The organism is Actinacidiphila oryziradicis (assembly GCF_005047355.1).
GTDB classification, from domain to species: domain Bacteria; phylum Actinomycetota; class Actinomycetes; order Streptomycetales; family Streptomycetaceae; genus Actinacidiphila; species Actinacidiphila oryziradicis.
In genome coordinates this window covers 1-18,409 of record NZ_SUMC01000093.1, presented here as the reverse complement: position 1 = coordinate 18,409, position 18,409 = coordinate 1, and the positions used below count along the sequence as shown (strand labels likewise).

Here is an 18,409-nt window from a genome sequence, read left to right as displayed (position 1 = left end):
CCCCATCAGCCGCTCGTCAAAGCCCTAAGGATACGACGGGTTCGGCCTCCACGGTCCGCCGAATCGGGGTGCCCCGCCCCGGCCCTTGCCCCTGCTCCGGCGGACCAGCGCCACGGGATCCACCTCCAGCGTCCGAGCAACGGTGCACCGCCGCTCGGACGCTCCGGGATAGAAGACGTGCGCGTCGCCGTAGGAGATCAAGAAGGACTGCGCCTTGTGCCGGTGCTTGTGCACCAGGAAGCCAAGGTCCGTGGCGAGGCGCCCGCCGCCGCCGGTGGGGGAGATCGTCAGGAACACGCCTGTGAGCATCGGGGCATCTGCTGGTCGCCGACCAAGGGTTTTCCACTCCCGAGCGCCGGACTGGCCAAGGCCCAGCGGCCGAGCACCGCCGCGAGCTCGGCTATCTCCCCCGGTCCGACGCGGCAGCAGCCGCCTATCAGCCGGGCGCCGGCCGCCTCCCACTCCCGCACCCGCTCGGGCCCGAACGTGGCGCGACCGTGCCAGTCGCGGGCGGTGGCGTCCCAGGCCTCGCCGCTGTTGGGGTAGACGGCGACCGGCTTGCCGCCGGCCTCGGCCGCGACCGCCACCGCGCGGTCGGCGTCCTCCGGCACGCAGCAATTCACCCCTACGGCGATCACCTCGGCCGCCGCGGCGGCGAGCGCGAAGGCGTCCGCGAGTGGCTGCCCGGCCCTGGTGGTGGCGCCCTCGATGGTGTACGTCAGCCAGACAGGCACCCCGATGCCCTCGACGGCACGCAGCAGTGCCTCGGCCTCGTCGGTGTCGGGCACCGTCTCCAGCGCCAGCACATCGGGCTCCGCCTCGGCCAGCGCCTCGATCCTGGGCCGGTGGAAGGCCTCCAGCTCCTTGACGCTCAGCCCGTACCGGCCGCGGTACTCACTGCCGTCCGCGAGCATCGCACCGTACGGGCCGACGGACGCGGCGACCCAGACATCGGTCCGCTCGCCCGTCGCCCGGCGGGCCAGTTCGACGCTGCGCCGAAGCAGTGCCGAGGTTTCGTCATGGCTGATTCCGTGCTTCGCGAAGCCTTCGTACGTGGCCTGGTAGCTGGAGGTGATGAGCACCCGCGCGCCCGCCCTGACATACGCCGCGTGCGCCGCCTCGATCTGCTCGGGGGCGTCCGTGAGCAGCTGGGCCGACCAGAGTGAGCCGCTGAGGTCGCAGCCCTGGTCGGCGAGCTGGTTGGACAGCCCACCGTCGAGGACGACCGGGCCCTCGGCGAGGGCCGCGGCGAGCGGGGTGATGGGAACGGACATCGCGGGTGCTCCTTGTTACTACAGCCTTGTGTGCGTCAGCCCAGCTGCGACAGCACCTGTGAGGAAATCAATTCCAGATGATCGAGGTCGTCGAGGTCCAGGATCTGGAGGTAGAAACGGCTTGCGCCCAGCTCCGCGTAGCGGCCGATCTTGTCGACCACCTCGGCCGGCGAGCCGGCCAGACCGTTGGCCTTGAGGTCGTCGACCTCGCGGCCGATGGCGGCGGCCCGCTTCGCGATCTCGGCCTCATCCTTGCCGACACAGGCCACGAGGGCGTTGGAGTACACCAGATCGTCGGCCTTCCGGCCGTACACCTCGGCGGCCTCCCGCACCCGCGCGAACTGCTTCGCCGAGTCCTCGACCGACCCGAACGGGATGTTGAACTCGTCTGCGAAGCGGGCAGCGAGCTGCGGGGTCCGCTTGGCGCCGTGTCCCCCGATCAGCACCGGCACCTTGCTCTGGGCCGGCTTGGGCAGGGCGGGCGAATCCTTCAGCCGGTAGTACTTCCCGTTGAAGTCGAAGTTCTGCCCGACCGGGGTGGCCCACAGACCGGTGACTATCTCCAGCTGTTCCTCCAGACGGGCGAACTTTTCCTTGGGGAAGGGGATGCCGTATGCGGTGTGCTCCTCCTCGTACCAGCCCGCGCCGATGCCCAGCTCCACGCGCCCGCCCGACATCTGGTCGACCTGGGCCACCTGGATGGCGAGCACTCCGGGCAACCGGAAGGTGCCGGCGGTCATCAGCGTGCCGAGCCGTATCCGCCGGGTCTCCCGGGCGAGCCCGGCGAGGGTTATCCAGGCGTCGGTCGGACCGGGCAGCCCGTCGGAGGGGCCCATCCGCAGATAGTGGTCGGAGCGGAAAAATGCATCGAAGTTGAGTTCCTCCGTTGCCTTGGCGACGGAAAGAAGGGTGTCGTAGGTGGCCCCCTGCTGGGGCTCGGTGAAAATGCGAAGATCCATGGTCCCATCCTGCACTCCCGTACGAAGAAACGGACTGGTCAACCGGACATCCCGTGACCGGCCCAGCGCGTCCGCGCACGCCGGCGCCCAAATTCCTGCTCCAGCAGATGGAAGAGCTGATGGCCGCGCTCAACGCGGACCTGACGGACCTCGACGCGGATCTGCAGGCCTCAGGCGCCAGCCCCTCGGCCCGGGAGGACACCGGCCGCGCCTGATCCGGGGCCGCCCGCTCATTCGGTGCCGTCCTCACCCTGCAGGCCGGCCTCGACCTCGCGGAGCAGCGAACAGACCCGGTCCTTGGAGTCGTCGGCGGCGTCGACGGCTTCAATGCACTGCCAGTACACCGCTTCGTCCTCGGCCGAGCAGGCCATCGACACAAGCGCCACTCCCAGTTCCGACAGCAGGTCCCGCAGCTCACGCAGGGTCCCGGCAGGTTCCCGTACCTCGGTGAGTATCGCCGCGCGGACCGAGCTGACGCGGGCGCCCGGCGGCCCCGCGGAACCGCAGGCGCGGCTGCCCGCCTCGCACACCGAGAAGCCGCCCGCCCGCAGCTCCGGGCTGCCGTGCTGCGCGAGATGGCTGCCGACCGCCTCGGCGAGCGCCTGGGTCTGCCAGGCCTCCGCGATCAGGTCCTGCTCGCCCCACGCCGACTTCAGGGCACGCCGGGTGTCCCGGATCAGCCGTACCGCGTCCATGGTCCACTCCCCCCTGCCGGCGATGGTCCGGTGATCCGCCGACTGGTATCCATCGTGACGCAGAGTGACATATCTTGAAAAGGGGGTGCCGACCGCCTGTGGATAACTCAGTCGGCTTTCGGGGTGAGTGACCCTCTGTCGCCGTCCTCCGGTACCGGAAAGCGCAGCTCGTTGCGGTCGATCTTCGCCGCGAGAGCGGCGAGCACATCGATCCCCAGCCCTCCGCAGAGCTGCAGCAGATAAGCCAGCACATCCGCCACCTCGTCCCGCACCCGGTGCGCGGAGTCCGGGTCCTCCATCACCCGGGCCGCCTCCTCCGGGGTGAGCCACTGGAAGATCTCCAGCAGCTCCGACGCCTCGACGCTCAGCGCCGCGGCCAGATTCTTGGGCGTGTGGTAGGGCTGCCATCGGCGGGACGCCGCGAAGGCGGCGAGCCGGCGCTGCAGCGCATGCAGATCCTCGGTCACACCGCCAAGGTTTACCGCATCCCGGCAGCCACCCGCTCCGCGGCCTGGGCCGGCACCAGTGGCGCCCGCTCGAACCCCACCACCGACAGCCCGGCGATTCCGTCCGCGACGGCGGCATCGTGCACCGTACCCAACAGCCGGATGTGCCCACGATCGGCGGCCATCCCCGCCAAGGCGAGCAGCTCACGCGTCTGCGCACGGTCCAAACCGTGGTCCAGACCGTCCGCCAGCACCGTCAGCACCTGGTCGGCATCCGGCACCTCACCCTCCGGGGTGTCCACCTCCAGCACCCCCGGGCCCGTGAGCAGCACCAGGGCGAGCGCCAGGAAGCGCAGCTCCCCGTCGCCCAGCCGGTCGACCGGGACCAGTCCGAGCGGCCCCCGGTCGACCGCCGCGATCACCGCCTCGCCGCCAGCTCCCGTGCCGGTTCCCGACACCGGAATGACGGTCAGTCCCTGGACCGGCGGGGCGCAGACCGCCCGTGCCGCCCGCACCAGCGCCGCGTGCCGGATGCGGCACTCGCCCTCCGTCCTGCGCAGCACCGCCGACAGGTTGTCGCACCCGCCCCGCAACATGCCGTCACCAACCGCCACCGGCCCCCGCATCCGGTGCGGCCGCGGGTCGACCGGGAACACCCCGCGCAGCGCCACCACCACCTGTTCGGCGGCCGCCAGTACCAGCCGCTGCCCGTCGGTCCGGCCCGCCACCCGAAGTGGCAGCATCGCCGTGGCCAGCCGGTCGTCCGGCAGCGGCGCCCGCGTGACCGGCACGAGCCCGGCCGTGTGCCAGGCCGCCTGCACCTGCCGCCGCCCCGGATCGCGCAGCGCCGTGGTCAGCAGCGTCTCGCCCGCCCCCGTCAGCCGCTCGCCCACGATGCGCAACTCCGGTTCGGTCTGTACGGCGACATCGAGCCGCACCGGTCCCACCGGCCCGTTTACCGTGCACCCGACGCGGAACCCCCGCCTCCCCTCCGCGTCCGGCTGCGCCCCGTGGGGCACGCATGCCGCCACCCCGCCCCGTACCGTCCCCGACTCCTCGAAGGCCTCGGCCAGCTCCTCTCCGCCTGCCAGCCGTCCCAGTGCCGCCAGCGCCTCCAGAACGCTTGACTTCCCGGTCCCGCTCACCCCGGCCAGCAAGGTGAGCGGCCCGAACGTGAAGCTCGCCCCCCGGTGTGCCTTGAAGGCGGACAGCCGCAGTTCGGTGACTGCCGGCCGGTCACTGTTCGTGGTCATGCCCGCGAACGTATCGGCGCCGCCTCCTGCCGAACCGTTCCTCCGGTCGGGCCTTCCTCCTAACGGACGACCAGCGCGAAAGCGTTCGCCTCTGCCGGCGAACACCGCTGCGGCTTAGTGTGGCGTCGTGACGCGATACGTTGTGCTGCTGCGCGGGATCAATGTCGGCCCCACCACGAGGCTGCCCATGAAGGAACTGCGCGGGATGCTGGAAGCCATGGGCGGGGAGGGTGTCCGCACGCATCTGCAGAGTGGCAACGCGCTCTTCGACCATCCGCCGGCCCCGCCCCGATGGCTCGCCGTCGACCTGGAGCAGCGCATCGCAGCCGGACTTGGGCTCACCATCCCCTGTATCGTCCGCGAGGCGTCCGACCTGCGTCGCGTGATCGACCGGAATCCGTGCGACCTGACGGACATCGACCCCGCGCGTTTCCTGGTGACCTTCCTGTCCGGCGCGGTTGACGCGGAGAAGCTGAAGGACCTGGCCCCGGCCTCCTTCGCGCCGGACGGCTTCCAGCCCGGGGAGCGTGAGATCTACGTGCACTGTCCGGCCGGCGTCCAGAAGACGAAACTCTCGCATGCCTTCTGGGAGAAGCGGCTGGGTCTGACGGCCACGGCCCGCAACTGGAACACGGTCACGAAGCTGGCCGCTCTGGCGGAGGCGGAGTAGGGCACAGCGGGGCTTGGTCAGTTCAGGTCAGTTCAATTCAGGTCAAGTCAGGCCAAATCGGGCAAGGTGTCCTGAGCTTGCCGACGACCTGATGCGGGCACAAGCCGGCCGGGCAGCCCGGGCCTGGCGGCGGACTGCTCCGGGCCGGGCCGGGTAGCTGACCGAACACCAGACCGACCACCGCGCGGCCGGGTCGCCCCGGCTGCGCGCAACTGTCCCGGGAGTCCCATGCCCATCAGCCTGTTCACCGCCCGCCGTCTCCGCAAAGCCGCGCGGGAGGTCTTCGGGTGGGACCGTCTGCGCCCTGGCCAACTCACCGCGATGAAGGCGGTCATGGCCCGCCGGGACGCCATCGTGGTGATGCCGACAGGGTCGGGCAAGTCGGCCGTCTACCAGGTGCCGAGTCTGCTGCTCCCCGGTCCGACGATCGTCGTGTCACCGTTGATCGCCCTTCAGCGGGACCAGGTCGCCGGACTGCTGCGGCGGGGCGGCCAGAGCGCCGTGGCGGTCAACTCCACGATGACCAGGACCCAGAACGAACAGGCATGGCAGAGCATGAGCTGCGGCGACACCCAGTTCCTGTTCCTGGCCCCGGAACAGCTGGCCAAGCAGGAGGTGCTGGAGCGTCTGGCCGCGCTGAAACCGTCTCTGTTCGTCGTGGACGAGGCGCAGTGCGTGTCCTCCTGGGGTCACGACTTCCGGCCGGACTACCTGAGGCTCGGGCAGGCCGCGGAGAGCGTCGGGCGCCCTCCGGTCCTGGCGCTCACCGCCAGCGCCGCGGCACCGGTGCGCGCGGACATCATCGAGCAGTTGGGCATGCGCAAGGTCCGGGAGGTGGTGGCCGGGTTCGACCGGCCCAACATCCGCCTGGAGGTGACACATTTCCTCGACGACGCGGCCAAGCGGCGGGCGGTGGTGGAGCGAGCGGCGGCCGAGCCCAAGCCGGGCATCGTCTACGCCGCGACGCGCAAGGACGCCGAGGCGTACGCCGCGGAGCTGGGCGAACTCGGCCTGGACGCCGCCGCCTACCACGCGGGCACCCGGCCATCCGACCGCGCCACGGTGCACGACCGCTTTCTGGCCGGCGAACTGGACGTGGTGGTGGCCACCTCGGCGTTCGGCATGGGGATCGACAAGCCCGACGTACGGTTCGTGCTGCACGCCTCCGTGCCCGGGTCGCTCGACGCGTACTACCAGGAGATAGGCCGGGCGGGCCGGGACGGCGCCGCAGCCCGGGCGATCCTGCACTACCGAAAGGAGGACCTCGGACTGCAGAAGTTCTTCTCCACCGGGCGCCCGGATCTGGACACGATCGTGGAGGTCGCCCGCCGTGTGCGGGACCACGGGACTCCGGTGACACCGACGGAACTCCGGCAGGAGACCGGTCTGTCGGCCAGCAGGCTGACCGCGGTGGTCAACCTGCTGGAAAAGGTCGAAGCCGTCACGACAGAACGAGGAAAGGTGGCCCCGGTCCCCGGCGCCGAACCGGAGGAAGCCGGCGAGCAGGCCATGCGGCTCGGCACGGCACACGAGAGTCTGGAACGTTCCCGGGTCGAGATGATGCGCGGCCTGGCCGAGACCACCGGCTGCCGACGGCGTTTCCTGCTCGGCTACTTCGGCGAGCGGCTGCCCGACCCGTGCGGCAACTGCGACCGGTGCGAGAAGTCCGCGGGCGCCGGGACCGGCAACGTCTCTGGCCTGCCCCGCCCGCGGACCGCGTCACCCGAGCGCAGCGACCATCCGTTTCCGCCCGGCACCCGGGTCCGCCACCACCAGTGGGGTGACGGCGAGGTCCTCAGCGAGGAGGAGCAACGGATCACCGTGCTGTTCGCCTCGGTCGGCTACCGGACGCTGTCACTTCCGGTGATCCTGGACAAGACCCTGCTCACCGCTGTCCCGGAGTGACCGGGCAGCCGGCGCCCCGGGAGGTGCTCCGGTCGGTCCGGTCGGTCCGGTCGGTCCCAGCCCCGGGGTGCGGTTGAGGCTGGAGGCGTCCAGATAGTACGTCTCGCCGACCCGTATGGCGTCGGGGTCCGTCCGGACAGTCGGCGTTGAGGACGGGATTGCGGTACAGGGTGGACACGGTGGAGACCTCCGGTCAGCGCAGGGTCAGCCGGTACGTCAGCGGCGTACGGCCGGTGATCAGGACGCGAATGCCGTCCGGGGTCAGGGAGCCGCCGAGCCAGGCGTAGCGCTCACCCGGGTCGACGACCGGTGGCTGCTTGCCGCCCTTGCCGTTGCCGGGGCCGAAGACGATGCGGTCCTCCCCCACCGTGTACTCGGCCGTCCCGCTCGCCAACTGGTAGGTGCCGGGGGCGCCTTCGACCGGCTCCAGGCCGTCGCCGGTCAGCTCGCCCCCGCGCCGGAGGCACAGCTCCAGCGCGAACGGCACCTCGGACCCGGTCTGGGCGAAGGACAGGTCCCAGCCGCCGCCGGCGTCTCCCGCAGCCGGATCTCCGTACGGAGCGTCCGGTACTCCCGCTCGCGGTGCGGGAAGTCCATCGCCGACCAGAAGCGGCCGTCGTCGGTGAGCCGGTAGCCGCCGTCCTGCCGCCGGTGGCCGGGTGGCAGCGGCTGGCGGTAGGCGCCGCGCACCTCGGCGGACAGCCGCCATCCGTCTTCGGCGCGCTCCAGGCCCTCGGCACGGAAGTGGCCGAGGGAGAAGAACCGGGGAGCCAGCCGCAGGGAGTCGAGGATCGCCGCACCCTTGCGCATCCTGAAGAACGTCGGGGTGGTGGACAGCCCCGAGGAGATGGCCCGGACCTCGGGGAAGTCCGTGCCGCCGAAGACAGTCGCGGTGTTCCGGCCGCGGCGTACGCGGACCAGCCGGCAGCTGTCGTCGTGGTGCTCGAAGTCCGTGGGCGCGGCGGTGGGCTCGGGGAGGTGGCGGGCCAGTTCGGGGCGGTCCAGCACCTCGGCGAGCCGGTCGCCGGCCGGGGTCTCGCCGAAGGTCTGGGCCGGGCCGCGTTCGCCCAGGAACGTGGCCACCGCGGCGAACCGGCCGTCGCCGTCGCGGATCGCCAGCTCCCGGTACTGGAGCCAGAACTCGGGAAGGTGGCGCAGCGCGGCCTGGTCCTGACGCCGTGAATGTACGCTCTCCACCTCGCCGTTGGGCTCGATGAGGTACAGGCCGGCGGTCAGATTGGCCCGTACGTATGCGTACAGGTCTTCGCGTCCGAGGAGGGGGCGATTGTCAGCAGGGCCGGATTGGTGACGGATGCCGCGTAGTTGGGGCTGCGCTCGCTGTACTCGCCGCCCGGCAGCTGGTCGATGCCCTCGGCGAGCCAGTCGTCGATCCGGCGGGTGTAGGACGGGTCGGGCCACCGGGCGTGGATGCGGGCGAGGGCCGCGCAGACCAGCCAGCGGTGGTTCGGTGTGTGCACACCGCCGGTCGCGAGGCCGGGACCCGCCGTGCGGAGAATCCACCCGACCGTGCTCCGCAGCCGCTCGGTGGACGGGTGTGCGTCCCCCCTGGGAGGGCTACCGGATCGCCTTCAACGGCAGTGCGGGACGCCTCGAACTGCTCGTCGAGGAGTCGACCTGGACCCGCCCCCAGGCACGGACGGACGGCGCGAGCGCGGTCATGCACGGCGCGGCGGTCGGCGACGAGGCCGGGCGCACTCAGCTGCTGCTGCGCCGGTTATGGGAGCGGCCGGGCGAGGTGAAGGTCGCGACGGGAGAGGGCGGCCACGGCGGGGGCGATGTCCGCATGCTCGAGGACCTGTTCGGCGGGCGGACCCCTGGCGGGGCGGACCCCCTCGGCCGGGCGGCAGGCGTGACCGACGGGGCCCGGTCCCTGGTCACCGCGCTGGCCGCGAACCGGTCCTTCGACACGGGGCTCCCGGTGAAAGCCCGGGATCTGCTGGATGTCTGATTCCGGCCGGGCGCGACCGGGCGCCAGGTCCGTACTTCGCGGGCCGGGTCCGGGTGGTGCGCGGGGGCAAGAAGCTGGCGAGCACCCGCCACCACCTGGACCAGGCCCAGCTCAGCGGGACCCGGTGGCGGGGGCGGTGCGAGGCTGCGCGGATGTTCCTGCGCGCGGCGGTTTGAGTTCCTGGCGGTCACAGCGAACTTGTTGGGCACGTAAGCCCCGTAGCCGAAGACGCCGACGAAGCCCGCGGCCGAGGAGATGCAGGTGATGCTGCCGTGGCTGGTCGTCATGAGATCCGGGATGGCCTCTCGGACCGCGAACAGCGTGCCGAAGTAGTTGACGTCCATGTGGCGGCGCTGATCGTTGGCGGTGAGGTCGGCGAAGTAGCTGGGTTTGGTGATGCCGGCACAGCAGATCAGGGACCGCACCGCCCCGAAACGCATCCGGGCCTACTCGAAGGCGGCACGCACGTCCTCCTCCCGTCGTACGTCGGCGGGTGCGACGCTCGGGCCGGGTGGTTGACGGCTCTGTCAGCCGCGCGCCGCGACCGCGGCCATGAAGCAGGCCACTTCGTCCGAAGTCGGAGCCGAGGCGGGGCCCTGGGCGGTCACCGCCAGCGCGGCGGCGGCGTTGGCGGCCCGTGCGGCGGCCGGCGGATCGACGCCGCGGGCGAGCGCGGCGACGAAGGCGCCGGTGTGGGCATCGCCCGCTCCGTTCATGTCCACCGCGTCCACCGGGAATCCGGCCACCCGGGTGACCCCCCTGCCCGGCAGCGCGAGCAGGCAGCCGTCCGGTCCGGTGCGCACCAGCACACACTGCCGTCCGGTGCGCGCGCTCAGCGCGAGTGCCGCCTGCCCCGGGTCGCCGCGCCCGGTGACCGCCGCCGCCTCCCGGGCGTTGCAGGTCCACCAGTCGACCCGGGGCAGCAGCCGATCGGTGACCTCCGGCGGGATCTGCCCGACCAGCGGCCCGGGGTCGAAGACCACCGGCACAGTGTCCGCCAGCCGGTCCAGCCAGCCCATCAGCGCCTGACGGTTCATCGGGTACAGCATGCTGTACCCGGACAGGTAGACGATGTCCCTTGGCCCCGCCGTGAGCGGTGCCAGGTCATCATTGGTCATGGTGGCCTCGGCGCCGCGGCTGGTGAGGAAGGTCCGCTCGCCGCCGCCGTCCACCGCACAGACCACGAAGCCGGTGTCAAGGCCCGGTTTGGGCGGCTGGAGCACCGCCACCCCGGTCTCCCGCAGCGCGGCGCGCGCCCGGTCGCCGAACAGCCCGGTGCCGTGCCCGCCTGCGTAGACCACCGGGAGGCCCTGCCGGACGGCCGCCACGATCACATTGAAGCCGCCTCCGGGAGAGACGTCGGTGCCGGTCGCCAGCACATCGCCGCCGTGCTCCGGCAGCACCGGCACGTTGAGGGTCAGGTCGATCATCACATTGCCCAGGTGCAGCAGCCGATCGTATCTGCGGGTCATCGCGCCGCGCCCGCCTCGCCGCCGTGCCGTAGCCGGATCTTCAGCAACGCCGCAGCGGTCTCGTCGATCGGCAGACCGTTCACCCGCTGGATGACGCCCCGGGCCTCGGCCGGGAAGGCGTCCGCCCCGTGGCAGGCTCCGGCGATCGCCCCGGTGATCGCCGCGATGGTGTCGCAGTCGCCGCCCAGCGAAGCCGCCAGCAGACAGGCGTCCCACGGTGCGTCAGGACGCGTGGCCAGCACCGCGAAGGCAGCCGGGACGGATTCCTGGGTGGCCAGGCTGGTGCCGACCAGGGTGTAGATCAGCTCACCGGCCTCCGCCGGCGACCGCCCGGCGACCAGCCGCGTCGCCCAGCGGATACGGGCCGCCACATCGGCCGCGGCGATCCAGTGTCCGTGCTGTCCGCCGATCCGGGCGGCGGCCTCGGCCTGCTCGATGGCCTGGGGCACATCGGCCCCCGCGATACCGGCGCTGACCGCGGCGGCCACCGCGGCCGCCCCGGCGAGCGCGACGCCGGTGTTGTGCGTCGGGCGGCTGGCCTCGACGACCTGGGAGACCAGGTTACCCAGGTTCGAGCCCTCATTGGCGATACCCACCGGGGCGATCCGCATCGCGGCGCCGTTGGTGGTGCCCGTACGGCCGGACTGGTCGGTGTCGGCACCGTCCAGCAATTCCTGGATGGCGCGCCGGGTGGACGGCCCAAGCAGGTCGAGCGAGCCGCGGGCCCGCATCGACTTCTCCCAGGCCGCCAGCCGCCGGGCCAGCTCGATCGCGTCGACCCATCCGTCGCCCTCGATGAGCAACTGCGCCAGCAGCATCGCCTGTTCGGTGTCGTCGGTGACCGATCCGGCGGGCATCCCGGCCGCGAGCGGCTGATCGGGCGGCGCGGGCTCGAAGCCGGTGAGCAACGGGCCGTAGCGGGTCACGATGTCGGCGCGGGAGAAGCTCTGGGTCGGCATGCCGAGCGCGTCACCGATGGCGAGGCCGTAGAGGGCGCCGGACGCCCGGGAGAAGATATCAGTCATTCTGTTGCTCGCTGAAGGTCAAGGACAGCTGGAAGTGGGCCGGGTCGAGCAGGCTGTCCACGTGCTCGACAAACGAGTCGTCCGCCGTCCAACTGGTCCGCTGGGTGTTGAGGAACCACTCCCCCGCTCCGCGGCCGAGCAGCTCCGCCTCCCGGGCGTCGATCGGGCGTCCGGACAGCCGCTGCTCGCCGTGGTCCATCCACAGGCCCGCCTGGTTAAGCACCTCGGTGAGTGAGCCGCCCGCGAGACCGGTCCGTGGCAGTTCGCGCAGAGCGCCCACCGCCGGAACCCAGCTGCGCTCGTAGGAGACCAACTCGGCCGCCGCTCCCCGGACCCGCTCGATGAGGATCAACTCCGGGGAGTCCAGCTCCAGCCGGGCGGCCAGTTCCTCGTCCCGGGCCGCCGTGATGCCGAGGACCCGCACCTGGGTCTGCACCCCCTGCGCGGCGAGGGCATGCGCCCAGCCGAGCCGGGAGTTCATCGGGCGGCCGTCGAACAGCACGAACGAGCCCTTGCCGGTCCTCGTGGTGATCAGCCCGGCCTCGTTCAGCTCGGCCAGCGCGATGCGTACGGTGTTGCGGCTGACCCCGAAGCGGCGGGCGAGGGATACCTCGCCGGGCAGCTGCTCGCCGCGCGCCATTCGGCCGGAGCGGATCTCCCTCTCCAGGCTGGTGGCGATCCGCTCATGCTTGAGCCGTACGTTCTCTCTCACATCATGTCCGTCCATCGCGCCTTACGCTCTCCTGCCGGCTCACGCCGCGCCGGGTCACCGCGGCCGGTCCGAGGATGTCCTCCAGCCCCACCACCTCGATCAGCGGGGCGTAGAGCCGGAGGATGCCGAGTGCTTGTTGATGGGCCTCCCGGCTGGAACCGGCGCACGCGTCGGCGACCACCTGGACCGCCACCCCGGCGTCCGCCGCGGCCACCGCGGTCGACAGCACACAGCAGTCGGTGGCCACTCCGGCGAGCACCAGCCGCCCGGCCCCGCCCACCAGCCCCGCCAGCCGCGGCGTCCACTTGCTGAACGTCGTCGCGTCCACGGTGGGCCCCGCGTCGGCGGCGAACTCATCGACCAACCGGTAGATGTCCGAGTCCGGCGGCTGCAACGCGAACGGCCACTGCGAGTAGTACGGCCTCCAGGCCCCCACCGGTTCGTCGGGAGCGATGAACCGGGTGAAGGTGGTGCGGTCGCCGAAGGCGGCGGCCAACCGCCGTACCGGGTCCAGGATGCCGGGCAGGTCGGGCGCGAACCAAAGGCTGCCGGGGTCGGCGAAGACATTCTGCAGATCGATGACGGCCAGTCGGGCGGCCCGGGTTTCCTGGTTCATACCTGGGCGGCCGCCTCCTCGACGGCCGTGGCGGGCACCGTGCGGGCCGCGGACTCCTCAGCGGTGACCCGGGAGCGGTGCAGTACGAAGGTGACCGCGAATCCGATCACCAGGGCGAGCAGCACGCCGAGGTTGGCGTAGGCCCAGGCCCCCGTCTTGCCCCCGAGCCCCAAGGGCCCGAGCAGATAGCCCTGCCACTTGAGCCAGCCGGCGGAGGCGTTGATGACCAGCCCCCAGCCGATCGCGGTGCCGAACAGCACCACGCCGATCGGCAGCCACCGCACATCGCCGTAGCGGCCGGCCGGGCGGTAGAGGTCCACCTCGTCGTAGTCGTGGTGCCGCAGAGCGATGTCGGCCAGCATCACACCGCACCATGCGGCGATGGGCACGCCCAGTGTGATGAGGAAGCCCATGAACTGGTCGAGGAAGTTGTGCGAGAAGAAAACGATGTACACGGTGCCCGCTGTCATCAGCACGCCGTCGACCAACGCGGCGGCCGGGCGGGGTATGCGCAGCCCCACCGCCATCAGCGCCAGGCCGGAGGAGTAGATGTTCAGCACGGCGCCGGCGACCAGGCCCAGCACGGCCACGACGGCGAACGGCAGCAGGAACCACGTGGGCAGCAAGGTGGTCAGCGCGCCGATCGGGTCCGCCGCCATCGCCTTGCTCAGGCTGGAGGAAGAGCCGGCCAGCAGCAGGCCGAACAGCAGCAGTACCAGCGGTGCCAGGGAGGCGCCGATGGTGGTCCAGGCCACCACGCCCGCGCTGGATGCCTTCTTCGGCAGATAGCGCGAGTAGTCCGCGGCGGCGTTGACCCAGCCGAGTCCGAAGCCGGTCATCATGAACACCAGGGTGCCGATGACCTGCTGAACCGAACCGGACGGCAGGTGGCTGACAGTGCCCCAGTGGATCTTTGGGACCACCAGCACGATGTACATGATGGTCAGCACCCCAGTGACGACCGTGAACACCACCTGCATGCGCATGATCAGATCGAAGCCGATCACTCCGCCGATCACGGTCAGCGCCGACACCACGATCAGCGCGACGATCTTGGTGGAGGTCCCGCCGCCCCAGCCCAGCCGGCTGAAGACGGTGGCGGTCGCCAGCGTGGAGAGGATGATCAGCACCGTCTCCCAGCCGAGGGTCAGCACCCAGGACAGTGCCGAGGGCATCCGGTTGCCCCGTACCCCGAAGGCCGCCCGGCTGAGCACCATGGTCGGCGCCGCGCCGCGCTTGCCGGCCAGCGCGATGAACCCGCAGAGGACGAACGAGATGGCGATGCCGATCACGCCGGCGACCAACGCCTGCCAGAACGAGATTCCGAAGCCCAGCGCGAATGAGCCGTAACTCAGACCGAGAACGGAGACGTTGGCCCCGAACCACGGCCAGAACAGCTGCCGTGGACGACCGGTCCGCTCGGCATCGTCGATCACATTGAGGCCGTTCTCCTCGATGGCGAACTTCCGCGAAGCTCTGCCGTCGTCGGCCCTGCCACCTGCGCCTTTATCAGTCTCAGCCATGAGCTACCTAACCTGTCTGGACCTGTTCATTATAAGCTAGGCGTCCGTAAGGGAGCCGTCAATACCCACAGCAGCCGCGACGACTCGGCGCTGCGCGACGCTTCGAACCTCGATCGCCGCGTGGACGCACGGCCCCTGCCGTATAGCAGGGCGCCGGCCCGTCAGTGAAGATGAACCATGGATGAGTCCCGGCCCGGCTACACCGCAGAGCTTCTGAGGCACTTCGCCGACCTTCGCGACGGCGTGCACGAAAGCGCAGTCTCCCGTCAGGACAAGGAGGGTCTCTTCGCCAGGACGGTCCCGCTCCTCGATCCCTACGCGCGGCAGGCGCTCAGCGAGATCAATGACGACCTGCTCCTTGGAACCGGAGAGATCCTGGCCACCGGGATCCGCTCGACCAACGACGGCGTCGATGCGATCTGGGCCCTGACCTGGCCCGAGCAACGGGACGCGGGCATCGGCCCGATCACGCTCCGTGCCTTCTACGGTGCCGGGTTCCACCACCCGCATCTGCGCGGAGGCACCGTGCGCGACTGGCCGCTCAACGTCTTCACCGAGGAACAGGCCGCCGCGAAACTGGCGACCTTCCGGGAGATCGCGTCCGCGGAGGTGCACAACCTCGTCTTCCAGCGGGACTACCGGCTCATCCCAGCCACAGTGAAGAAGCGTCTGGGCGGGTAGCACGGTCAGCGGCTTGTCCGGTCAGCCGGTCTGTGTCTCACTGGAGAGGTCCGGAGGACAAGGAGCGGGCGCATGGGACTCATCAGCGCCGTCGGTGTGGTGTTGCACCCGCGCCGGGACTGCTCGCCCACAATCCGGACGATCACCGACTGGACCCGGGACCGGGGCGGCCAGGTCCTCGGCCTGACGGGTGAGGTGACCCGCATCGACCCTGCCGCGGTGGTCGTCACTCCCGAGGAGCTTCCCCTGCGGGCGGACCTCATCCTCAGCCTGGGCGGCGATGGCACCATGCTCCGGGCGATGCGGCTGGCGGCCGGCGGCGACGCGCCCGTGCTGGGAGTCAATGTGGGCAGGCTGGGATTCCTCGCCGAGGTCGATATCCCCGATGTACCCGATGCGTTGTCGGCCATCGACGGGCATCGCTTCTCCCTGGAGCCCCGATCCGGTGTCCGCGCGACCATCGGCGGACGGGAAGAGCTGGCTTTCAACGACATCGTCCTGGTCCGCAGCCCCGGACGCCCCTCGGCTGCCGTACAGCTGAGAGTCGAGGGGCACCCCTTCGTGAACTACGCCGCCGACGCGGTGATCGTGGCCACGCCCACCGGATCGACCGCGTACAGCTTCTCCGCCGGGGGTCCGATCGTCTCGCCGAGCGCGGAAGGACTGCTGGTCACCCCCGTCGCGCCGCACTCGGCGTTCAACCGGTCACTGTTCCTCTCCAGCGGCGAGAAACTGGCCCTCGAGGTACTTCGGACCAGCGGTGAGCTGGCGGTCGAAGCCGACGGCCGACTGGTGGGCCGGGTGTGCCCCGGTGAGACTGTCGACGTCACCATGGTTCCGGACGCGGCCACAGTGGTACGCCTGGGGCGGACGACCTTCTACCAGCGGACACAGCGCAAACTCCGGATCGCGGGCTCGGCGGAGGCCGAGCGGGCAGCGGATGCCTGGCCTCCGGGACCGGCCGGGTCAGCCAAGGGCCCGGTCGAGGTTGAACGCGGCACTGATCAGTGAGAGGTGGGTGAACGCCTGTGGGAAGTTGCCGAGCTGTTCGCCGGTTGGTCCGATTTCCTCGGCGTACAGGCCGACGTGGTTCGCGTAGGTGAGCATCTTCTCGAAGGCCAGCCGGGCCTCCTCCATCCGCCCGGCGCGGGTGAGCGACTCCACGTACCAGAAGGAGCAGATCGAGAATGTGCCCTCGGATCCCCGAAGGCCGTCCGGACTGGCTTCGGGATCGTAGCGGTAGACCAAGGAATCGGACACCAGGTCCGCGGTGAGCGCGTCGAGGGTCGAGAGCCATTTGGGATCGGTGGGTGAGATGAACTTGGCCATCGGCATCATCAGCACAGAGGCGTCGAGTACGTCGTGGTCATCGAGGTGCTGGACGAACGCGCCTCGGTCGGGGCTCCAGCCCCGTTGCATGATCTGCCGGTAGATCACGTCCCGGGTCTGCTGCCACCGGGGGAGGTCCGCGGGCAGGCCGCGCCGGTTCGCCATCCGGATGGCTCGTTCTATCGCCACCCAGCACATCAGCCGGGAGTACAGAAAGTTCTTGCGTCCCCCGCGCGTCTCCCACACGCCGTCGTCGGGTTGGTTCCAGTTGTCGCAGAGCCAGTCGACCAGGACACCGACCTCGTCCCACTGGTCGCTGCTGATGGGTTGTCCCCACTTGTCGTACAGATAGATGGAGTCGATGAGCGCTCCGTAGATGTCCAGTTGCAGCTGCTCCGTGGCGGCATTCCCCACCCGTACCGGGGCGGACCCCAGGTAGCCCTCGAGGTGGGGCAGCTCGCGCTCGGGCAGCTCGCCGCGCCCGTCAATGCCGTACATGATCTGCAGCGGACCCGAGGGCCCGATCTCATGCATGGTGCACCGCTCGGACAGGAAGCGCATGAACGCCTCGGCCTCTCCGGTGAAGCCCAGCCTGAGCATGGCGTAGACGCAGAAAGCGGCATCGCGGACCCACACGAACCGGTAGTCCCAGTTGCGCTCGCCGCCGATCTGCTCGGGCAGACTGGTCGTCGGGGCAGCTATGAACGCACCGGTCGGCGCGTAGGTGAGCAGCTTCAGCGCGAGCGCCGAGCGGTGCACCATCTCCCGCCACCGTCCGTGGTAGCGCGAGTCGGCCAGCCAGCGGCGCCAGAACCTGACCGTTGCCTCGAACTGATCCTCCGCCTCGGCCTGGGGACAACCCCGTGGGGCGACGTCATCACTGATCTGGTCAAGGGCGAACACCGCGGACTCGCCTTCGAGGAGCTTGAAGCGCGACCGCACGTCCGGGCCGTTACTGTCCAGCGGCACGGTGGCGGTCAGCGACAGCGACAGGCGCTCGGACCGGAACAGTGCCTCGTTGCCCAGCAGCTCCGTGGAATGCGGTTCGGCCCCGTAGCCGAAGCGGGGAGCCACCCGCACTGTGAACGGAAGCGACCCCCGGACGCAGATCACCCGCCGGATCAGCCGGTGCCGGGCCGCCCCACGTGAATCGTCGATGACCGGCATGAAGTCCTGGACCTCGGCCACCCCGTCCGAGGCGAAGAACCGTGTGATCAGAACGTTGGTGTCGGGAAAGTAGAACTGCCGGGTTCGCGTCGGCACATCGGCGGCCAGCTCGAACGATCCACCCCGGTTCGCGTCCAGAATGGAGCCGAACACACTCGGTGAGTCGAAGCGCGGGCAGCAATACCAATCGATGGTGCCGTTGGTGCCCACCAGCGCCGCTGTGTGAAGATCGCCGATCAGGCCGTGCTCGGCGATCGGCAGATAGGGCGAGACGCCCACTCGCTCGAATCCGGCGTCTGCCATACCGACCTCCCTACGGCAGCGGAGCCGACACTGCGTAGTGCCTACCCGTGATCCTAAATCTTCACGGCCGCGGATGCTATTGCAGCCCCGTAGCGCTCCGGACCGGCATCCCTGGTCTGACCTGACGTACTCAAGCGGCGCCGCGTTCGGCAAGCAGCCGGGCGGTGGGTGGGTGGCCCAGGCGTCCAAGTCGACGGAGTTGGCGACGTGAGCCCAGCGCTGGTCCTCCGGGATCGGAATGCTGTTGATGTAGTTGCCGGAGACCACGCCGCCGGGGTCGGAGCTCAGCGTGTAGATGGCACCGCCGTCCGCCTGCAGCTTCATGATGTCGCTGATCTCGTTGTCGCTGACCACATTGTTCTGGCTGGTGGTCGGGGTGGTCCAGACCGGGACACCGGAGTTGCCCGGGT

At 70.4% G+C, this 18,409-nt stretch carries 20 protein-coding genes and 2 pseudogenes; 6 read left to right on the top strand and 16 right to left on the bottom strand.

All coding sequences use genetic code 11. From position 1 onward, the window contains the following. Window positions 1–66: 66 nt before the first annotated feature. The 3 genes and pseudogenes from FCI23_RS44050 to FCI23_RS44040 form a co-directional block, all read right to left on the bottom strand. Window positions 67–297: pseudogene (locus tag FCI23_RS44050) on the bottom strand (3' terminal RNA ribose 2'-O-methyltransferase Hen1); the annotation flags it as partial. Beyond that, a complete protein-coding gene (mmuM, locus tag FCI23_RS44045) occupies window positions 288–1,274 on the bottom strand; it encodes a homocysteine S-methyltransferase (RefSeq protein WP_136729669.1) in 987 nt (328 codons plus the stop codon). The pseudogene FCI23_RS44050 and the gene mmuM, both read right to left, overlap by 10 nt. 35 nt (window positions 1,275–1,309) lie before the next feature. Beyond that, window positions 1,310–2,233, bottom strand: a complete 924-nt coding sequence (locus FCI23_RS44040; protein WP_136729668.1) for an LLM class F420-dependent oxidoreductase — start codon at window positions 2,231–2,233, stop codon at window positions 1,310–1,312. 53 nt (window positions 2,234–2,286) lie between these two features. Between FCI23_RS44040 and FCI23_RS57370 the strand changes: the two genes are divergently transcribed. Then, window positions 2,287–2,448 (top strand): hypothetical protein, encoded by a 162-nt coding sequence (locus FCI23_RS57370; protein WP_169317240.1) that lies wholly within the window; start codon window positions 2,287–2,289, stop codon window positions 2,446–2,448. 15 nt (window positions 2,449–2,463) lie between these two features. Here FCI23_RS57370 and FCI23_RS44035 read toward each other — a convergent pair whose 3' ends face one another. The 3 genes from FCI23_RS44035 to FCI23_RS44025 form a co-directional block, all read right to left on the bottom strand. Then, window positions 2,464–2,928: a DUF6099 family protein gene (locus FCI23_RS44035; RefSeq protein WP_136729667.1), complete on the bottom strand. Its 465-nt coding sequence runs from the start codon at window positions 2,926–2,928 to the stop codon at window positions 2,464–2,466. Window positions 2,929–3,035: 107 nt separating this feature from the next. Beyond that, entirely contained in the window at window positions 3,036–3,395 is a 360-nt protein-coding gene (locus FCI23_RS44030) for a nucleotide pyrophosphohydrolase (RefSeq protein WP_136729666.1), read from the bottom strand. Window positions 3,396–3,406: 11 nt separating this feature from the next. After that, entirely contained in the window at window positions 3,407–4,627 is a 1,221-nt protein-coding gene (locus FCI23_RS44025) for an ATP-binding protein (RefSeq protein WP_246144646.1), read from the bottom strand. Window positions 4,628–4,754: 127 nt separating this feature from the next. Between FCI23_RS44025 and FCI23_RS44020 the strand changes: the two genes are divergently transcribed. Both FCI23_RS44020 and FCI23_RS44015 read left to right on the top strand, forming a co-directional pair. Beyond that, window positions 4,755–5,297, top strand: coding sequence for a DUF1697 domain-containing protein (locus tag FCI23_RS44020; protein ID WP_136729665.1), 543 nt, complete (start codon window positions 4,755–4,757; stop codon window positions 5,295–5,297). A 228-nt stretch (window positions 5,298–5,525) separates the two neighbouring features. Next, window positions 5,526–7,202 carry a RecQ family ATP-dependent DNA helicase gene (locus tag FCI23_RS44015; protein ID WP_136729664.1) on the top strand — a complete coding sequence of 559 codons (1,677 nt, stop codon included), beginning with the start codon at window positions 5,526–5,528 and terminating at the stop codon, window positions 7,200–7,202. A 193-nt stretch (window positions 7,203–7,395) separates the two neighbouring features. Here FCI23_RS44015 and FCI23_RS58775 read toward each other — a convergent pair whose 3' ends face one another. Genes FCI23_RS58775 through FCI23_RS58765 form a run of 3 tightly spaced genes read right to left on the bottom strand, consistent with a single transcriptional unit; the run spans window position 7,396 to window position 8,680 of the window. Next, window positions 7,396–7,689, bottom strand: coding sequence for a hypothetical protein (locus FCI23_RS58775; RefSeq protein WP_211265725.1), 294 nt, complete (start codon window positions 7,687–7,689; stop codon window positions 7,396–7,398). After that, complete coding sequence (locus FCI23_RS58770) at window positions 7,644–8,399, bottom strand: hypothetical protein (protein ID WP_211265724.1); 756 nt, start codon at window positions 8,397–8,399, stop codon at window positions 7,644–7,646. Before FCI23_RS58770 ends, FCI23_RS58775 begins: the two co-directional genes overlap by 46 nt. A 35-nt stretch (window positions 8,400–8,434) precedes the next feature. Then, window positions 8,435–8,680, bottom strand: a complete 246-nt coding sequence (locus tag FCI23_RS58765; protein WP_211265723.1) for a hypothetical protein — start codon at window positions 8,678–8,680, stop codon at window positions 8,435–8,437. 77 nt (window positions 8,681–8,757) lie between these two features. On the opposite strand from FCI23_RS58765, the gene FCI23_RS44000 reads away from it, so the two are divergent. After that, window positions 8,758–9,171 (top strand): hypothetical protein, encoded by a 414-nt coding sequence (locus FCI23_RS44000; protein ID WP_246144647.1) that lies wholly within the window; start codon window positions 8,758–8,760, stop codon window positions 9,169–9,171. 194 nt (window positions 9,172–9,365) lie between these two features. Here the strand turns inward: FCI23_RS44000 and FCI23_RS64225 are convergent. The 6 genes and pseudogenes from FCI23_RS64225 to FCI23_RS43970 all read right to left on the bottom strand — a co-directional run. Next, window positions 9,366–9,611, bottom strand: a pseudogene (locus tag FCI23_RS64225) (SDR family NAD(P)-dependent oxidoreductase); the annotation flags it as partial. 87 nt (window positions 9,612–9,698) lie between these two features. After that, window positions 9,699–10,643, bottom strand: coding sequence for a PfkB family carbohydrate kinase (locus FCI23_RS43990; protein ID WP_136729662.1), 945 nt, complete (start codon window positions 10,641–10,643; stop codon window positions 9,699–9,701). Then, window positions 10,640–11,668 carry an ADP-ribosylglycohydrolase family protein gene (locus FCI23_RS43985; protein WP_136729661.1) on the bottom strand — a complete coding sequence of 343 codons (1,029 nt, stop codon included), beginning with the start codon at window positions 11,666–11,668 and terminating at the stop codon, window positions 10,640–10,642. Before FCI23_RS43985 ends, FCI23_RS43990 begins: the two co-directional genes overlap by 4 nt. Beyond that, window positions 11,661–12,380: a GntR family transcriptional regulator gene (locus tag FCI23_RS43980; protein WP_246144645.1), complete on the bottom strand. Its 720-nt coding sequence runs from the start codon at window positions 12,378–12,380 to the stop codon at window positions 11,661–11,663. Before FCI23_RS43980 ends, FCI23_RS43985 begins: the two co-directional genes overlap by 8 nt. Window position 12,381: 1 nt before the next feature. After that, window positions 12,382–12,996, bottom strand: a complete 615-nt coding sequence (locus FCI23_RS43975) for a cysteine hydrolase family protein (RefSeq protein ID WP_136729659.1) — start codon at window positions 12,994–12,996, stop codon at window positions 12,382–12,384. Next, entirely contained in the window at window positions 12,993–14,519 is a 1,527-nt protein-coding gene (locus tag FCI23_RS43970; protein WP_136729658.1) for a purine-cytosine permease family protein, read from the bottom strand. Before FCI23_RS43970 ends, FCI23_RS43975 begins: the two co-directional genes overlap by 4 nt. A gap of 177 nt (window positions 14,520–14,696) precedes the next feature. Here FCI23_RS43970 and FCI23_RS43965 point away from each other — a divergent pair, with 177 nt between their 5' ends. Together FCI23_RS43965 and FCI23_RS43960 are read left to right on the top strand one after the other, a co-directional pair. Further along, complete coding sequence (locus FCI23_RS43965) at window positions 14,697–15,200, top strand: hypothetical protein (RefSeq protein WP_136729657.1); 504 nt, start codon at window positions 14,697–14,699, stop codon at window positions 15,198–15,200. Between the two features lie 72 nt (window positions 15,201–15,272). Continuing rightward, the gene (locus FCI23_RS43960) at window positions 15,273–16,211 is read left to right on the top strand and encodes an NAD(+)/NADH kinase (RefSeq protein WP_136729656.1); all 939 of its coding nucleotides are present in this window, start codon (window positions 15,273–15,275) and stop codon (window positions 16,209–16,211) included. Here the strand turns inward: FCI23_RS43960 and FCI23_RS43955 are convergent. After that, a complete protein-coding gene (locus tag FCI23_RS43955) occupies window positions 16,167–17,999 on the bottom strand; it encodes a glycoside hydrolase family 15 protein (RefSeq protein ID WP_136729677.1) in 1,833 nt (610 codons plus the stop codon). The genes FCI23_RS43960 and FCI23_RS43955 overlap by 45 nt on opposite strands. Between the last annotated feature and the right edge of the window lie 410 nt (window positions 18,000–18,409).

Excerpts from the sequence above, each read along its gene's own strand:
- mmuM (WP_136729669.1), bottom strand. The coding sequence starts at position 1,274 with ATGTCCGTTCCCATCACCCCGCTCGCCGCGGCCCTCGCCGAGGGCCCG.
- FCI23_RS44040 (WP_136729668.1), bottom strand. The coding sequence starts at position 2,233 with ATGGATCTTCGCATTTTCACCGAGCCCCAGCAGGGGGCCACCTACGAC.
- FCI23_RS44035 (WP_136729667.1), bottom strand. The coding sequence starts at position 2,928 with ATGGACGCGGTACGGCTGATCCGGGACACCCGGCGTGCCCTGAAGTCG.
- FCI23_RS44025 (WP_246144646.1), bottom strand. The coding sequence starts at position 4,627 with ATGACCACGAACAGTGACCGGCCGGCAGTCACCGAACTGCGGCTGTCC.
- FCI23_RS44015 (WP_136729664.1), top strand. The coding sequence starts at position 5,526 with ATGCCCATCAGCCTGTTCACCGCCCGCCGTCTCCGCAAAGCCGCGCGG.
- FCI23_RS43990 (WP_136729662.1), bottom strand. The coding sequence starts at position 10,643 with ATGACCCGCAGATACGATCGGCTGCTGCACCTGGGCAATGTGATGATC.
- FCI23_RS43985 (WP_136729661.1), bottom strand. The coding sequence starts at position 11,668 with ATGACTGATATCTTCTCCCGGGCGTCCGGCGCCCTCTACGGCCTCGCC.
- FCI23_RS43975 (WP_136729659.1), bottom strand. The coding sequence starts at position 12,996 with ATGAACCAGGAAACCCGGGCCGCCCGACTGGCCGTCATCGATCTGCAG.
- FCI23_RS43970 (WP_136729658.1), bottom strand. The coding sequence starts at position 14,519 with ATGGCTGAGACTGATAAAGGCGCAGGTGGCAGGGCCGACGACGGCAGA.
- FCI23_RS43965 (WP_136729657.1), top strand. The coding sequence starts at position 14,697 with ATGGATGAGTCCCGGCCCGGCTACACCGCAGAGCTTCTGAGGCACTTC.
- FCI23_RS43960 (WP_136729656.1), top strand. The coding sequence starts at position 15,273 with ATGGGACTCATCAGCGCCGTCGGTGTGGTGTTGCACCCGCGCCGGGAC.
- FCI23_RS43955 (WP_136729677.1), bottom strand. The coding sequence starts at position 17,999 with ATGGCAGACGCCGGATTCGAGCGAGTGGGCGTCTCGCCCTATCTGCCG.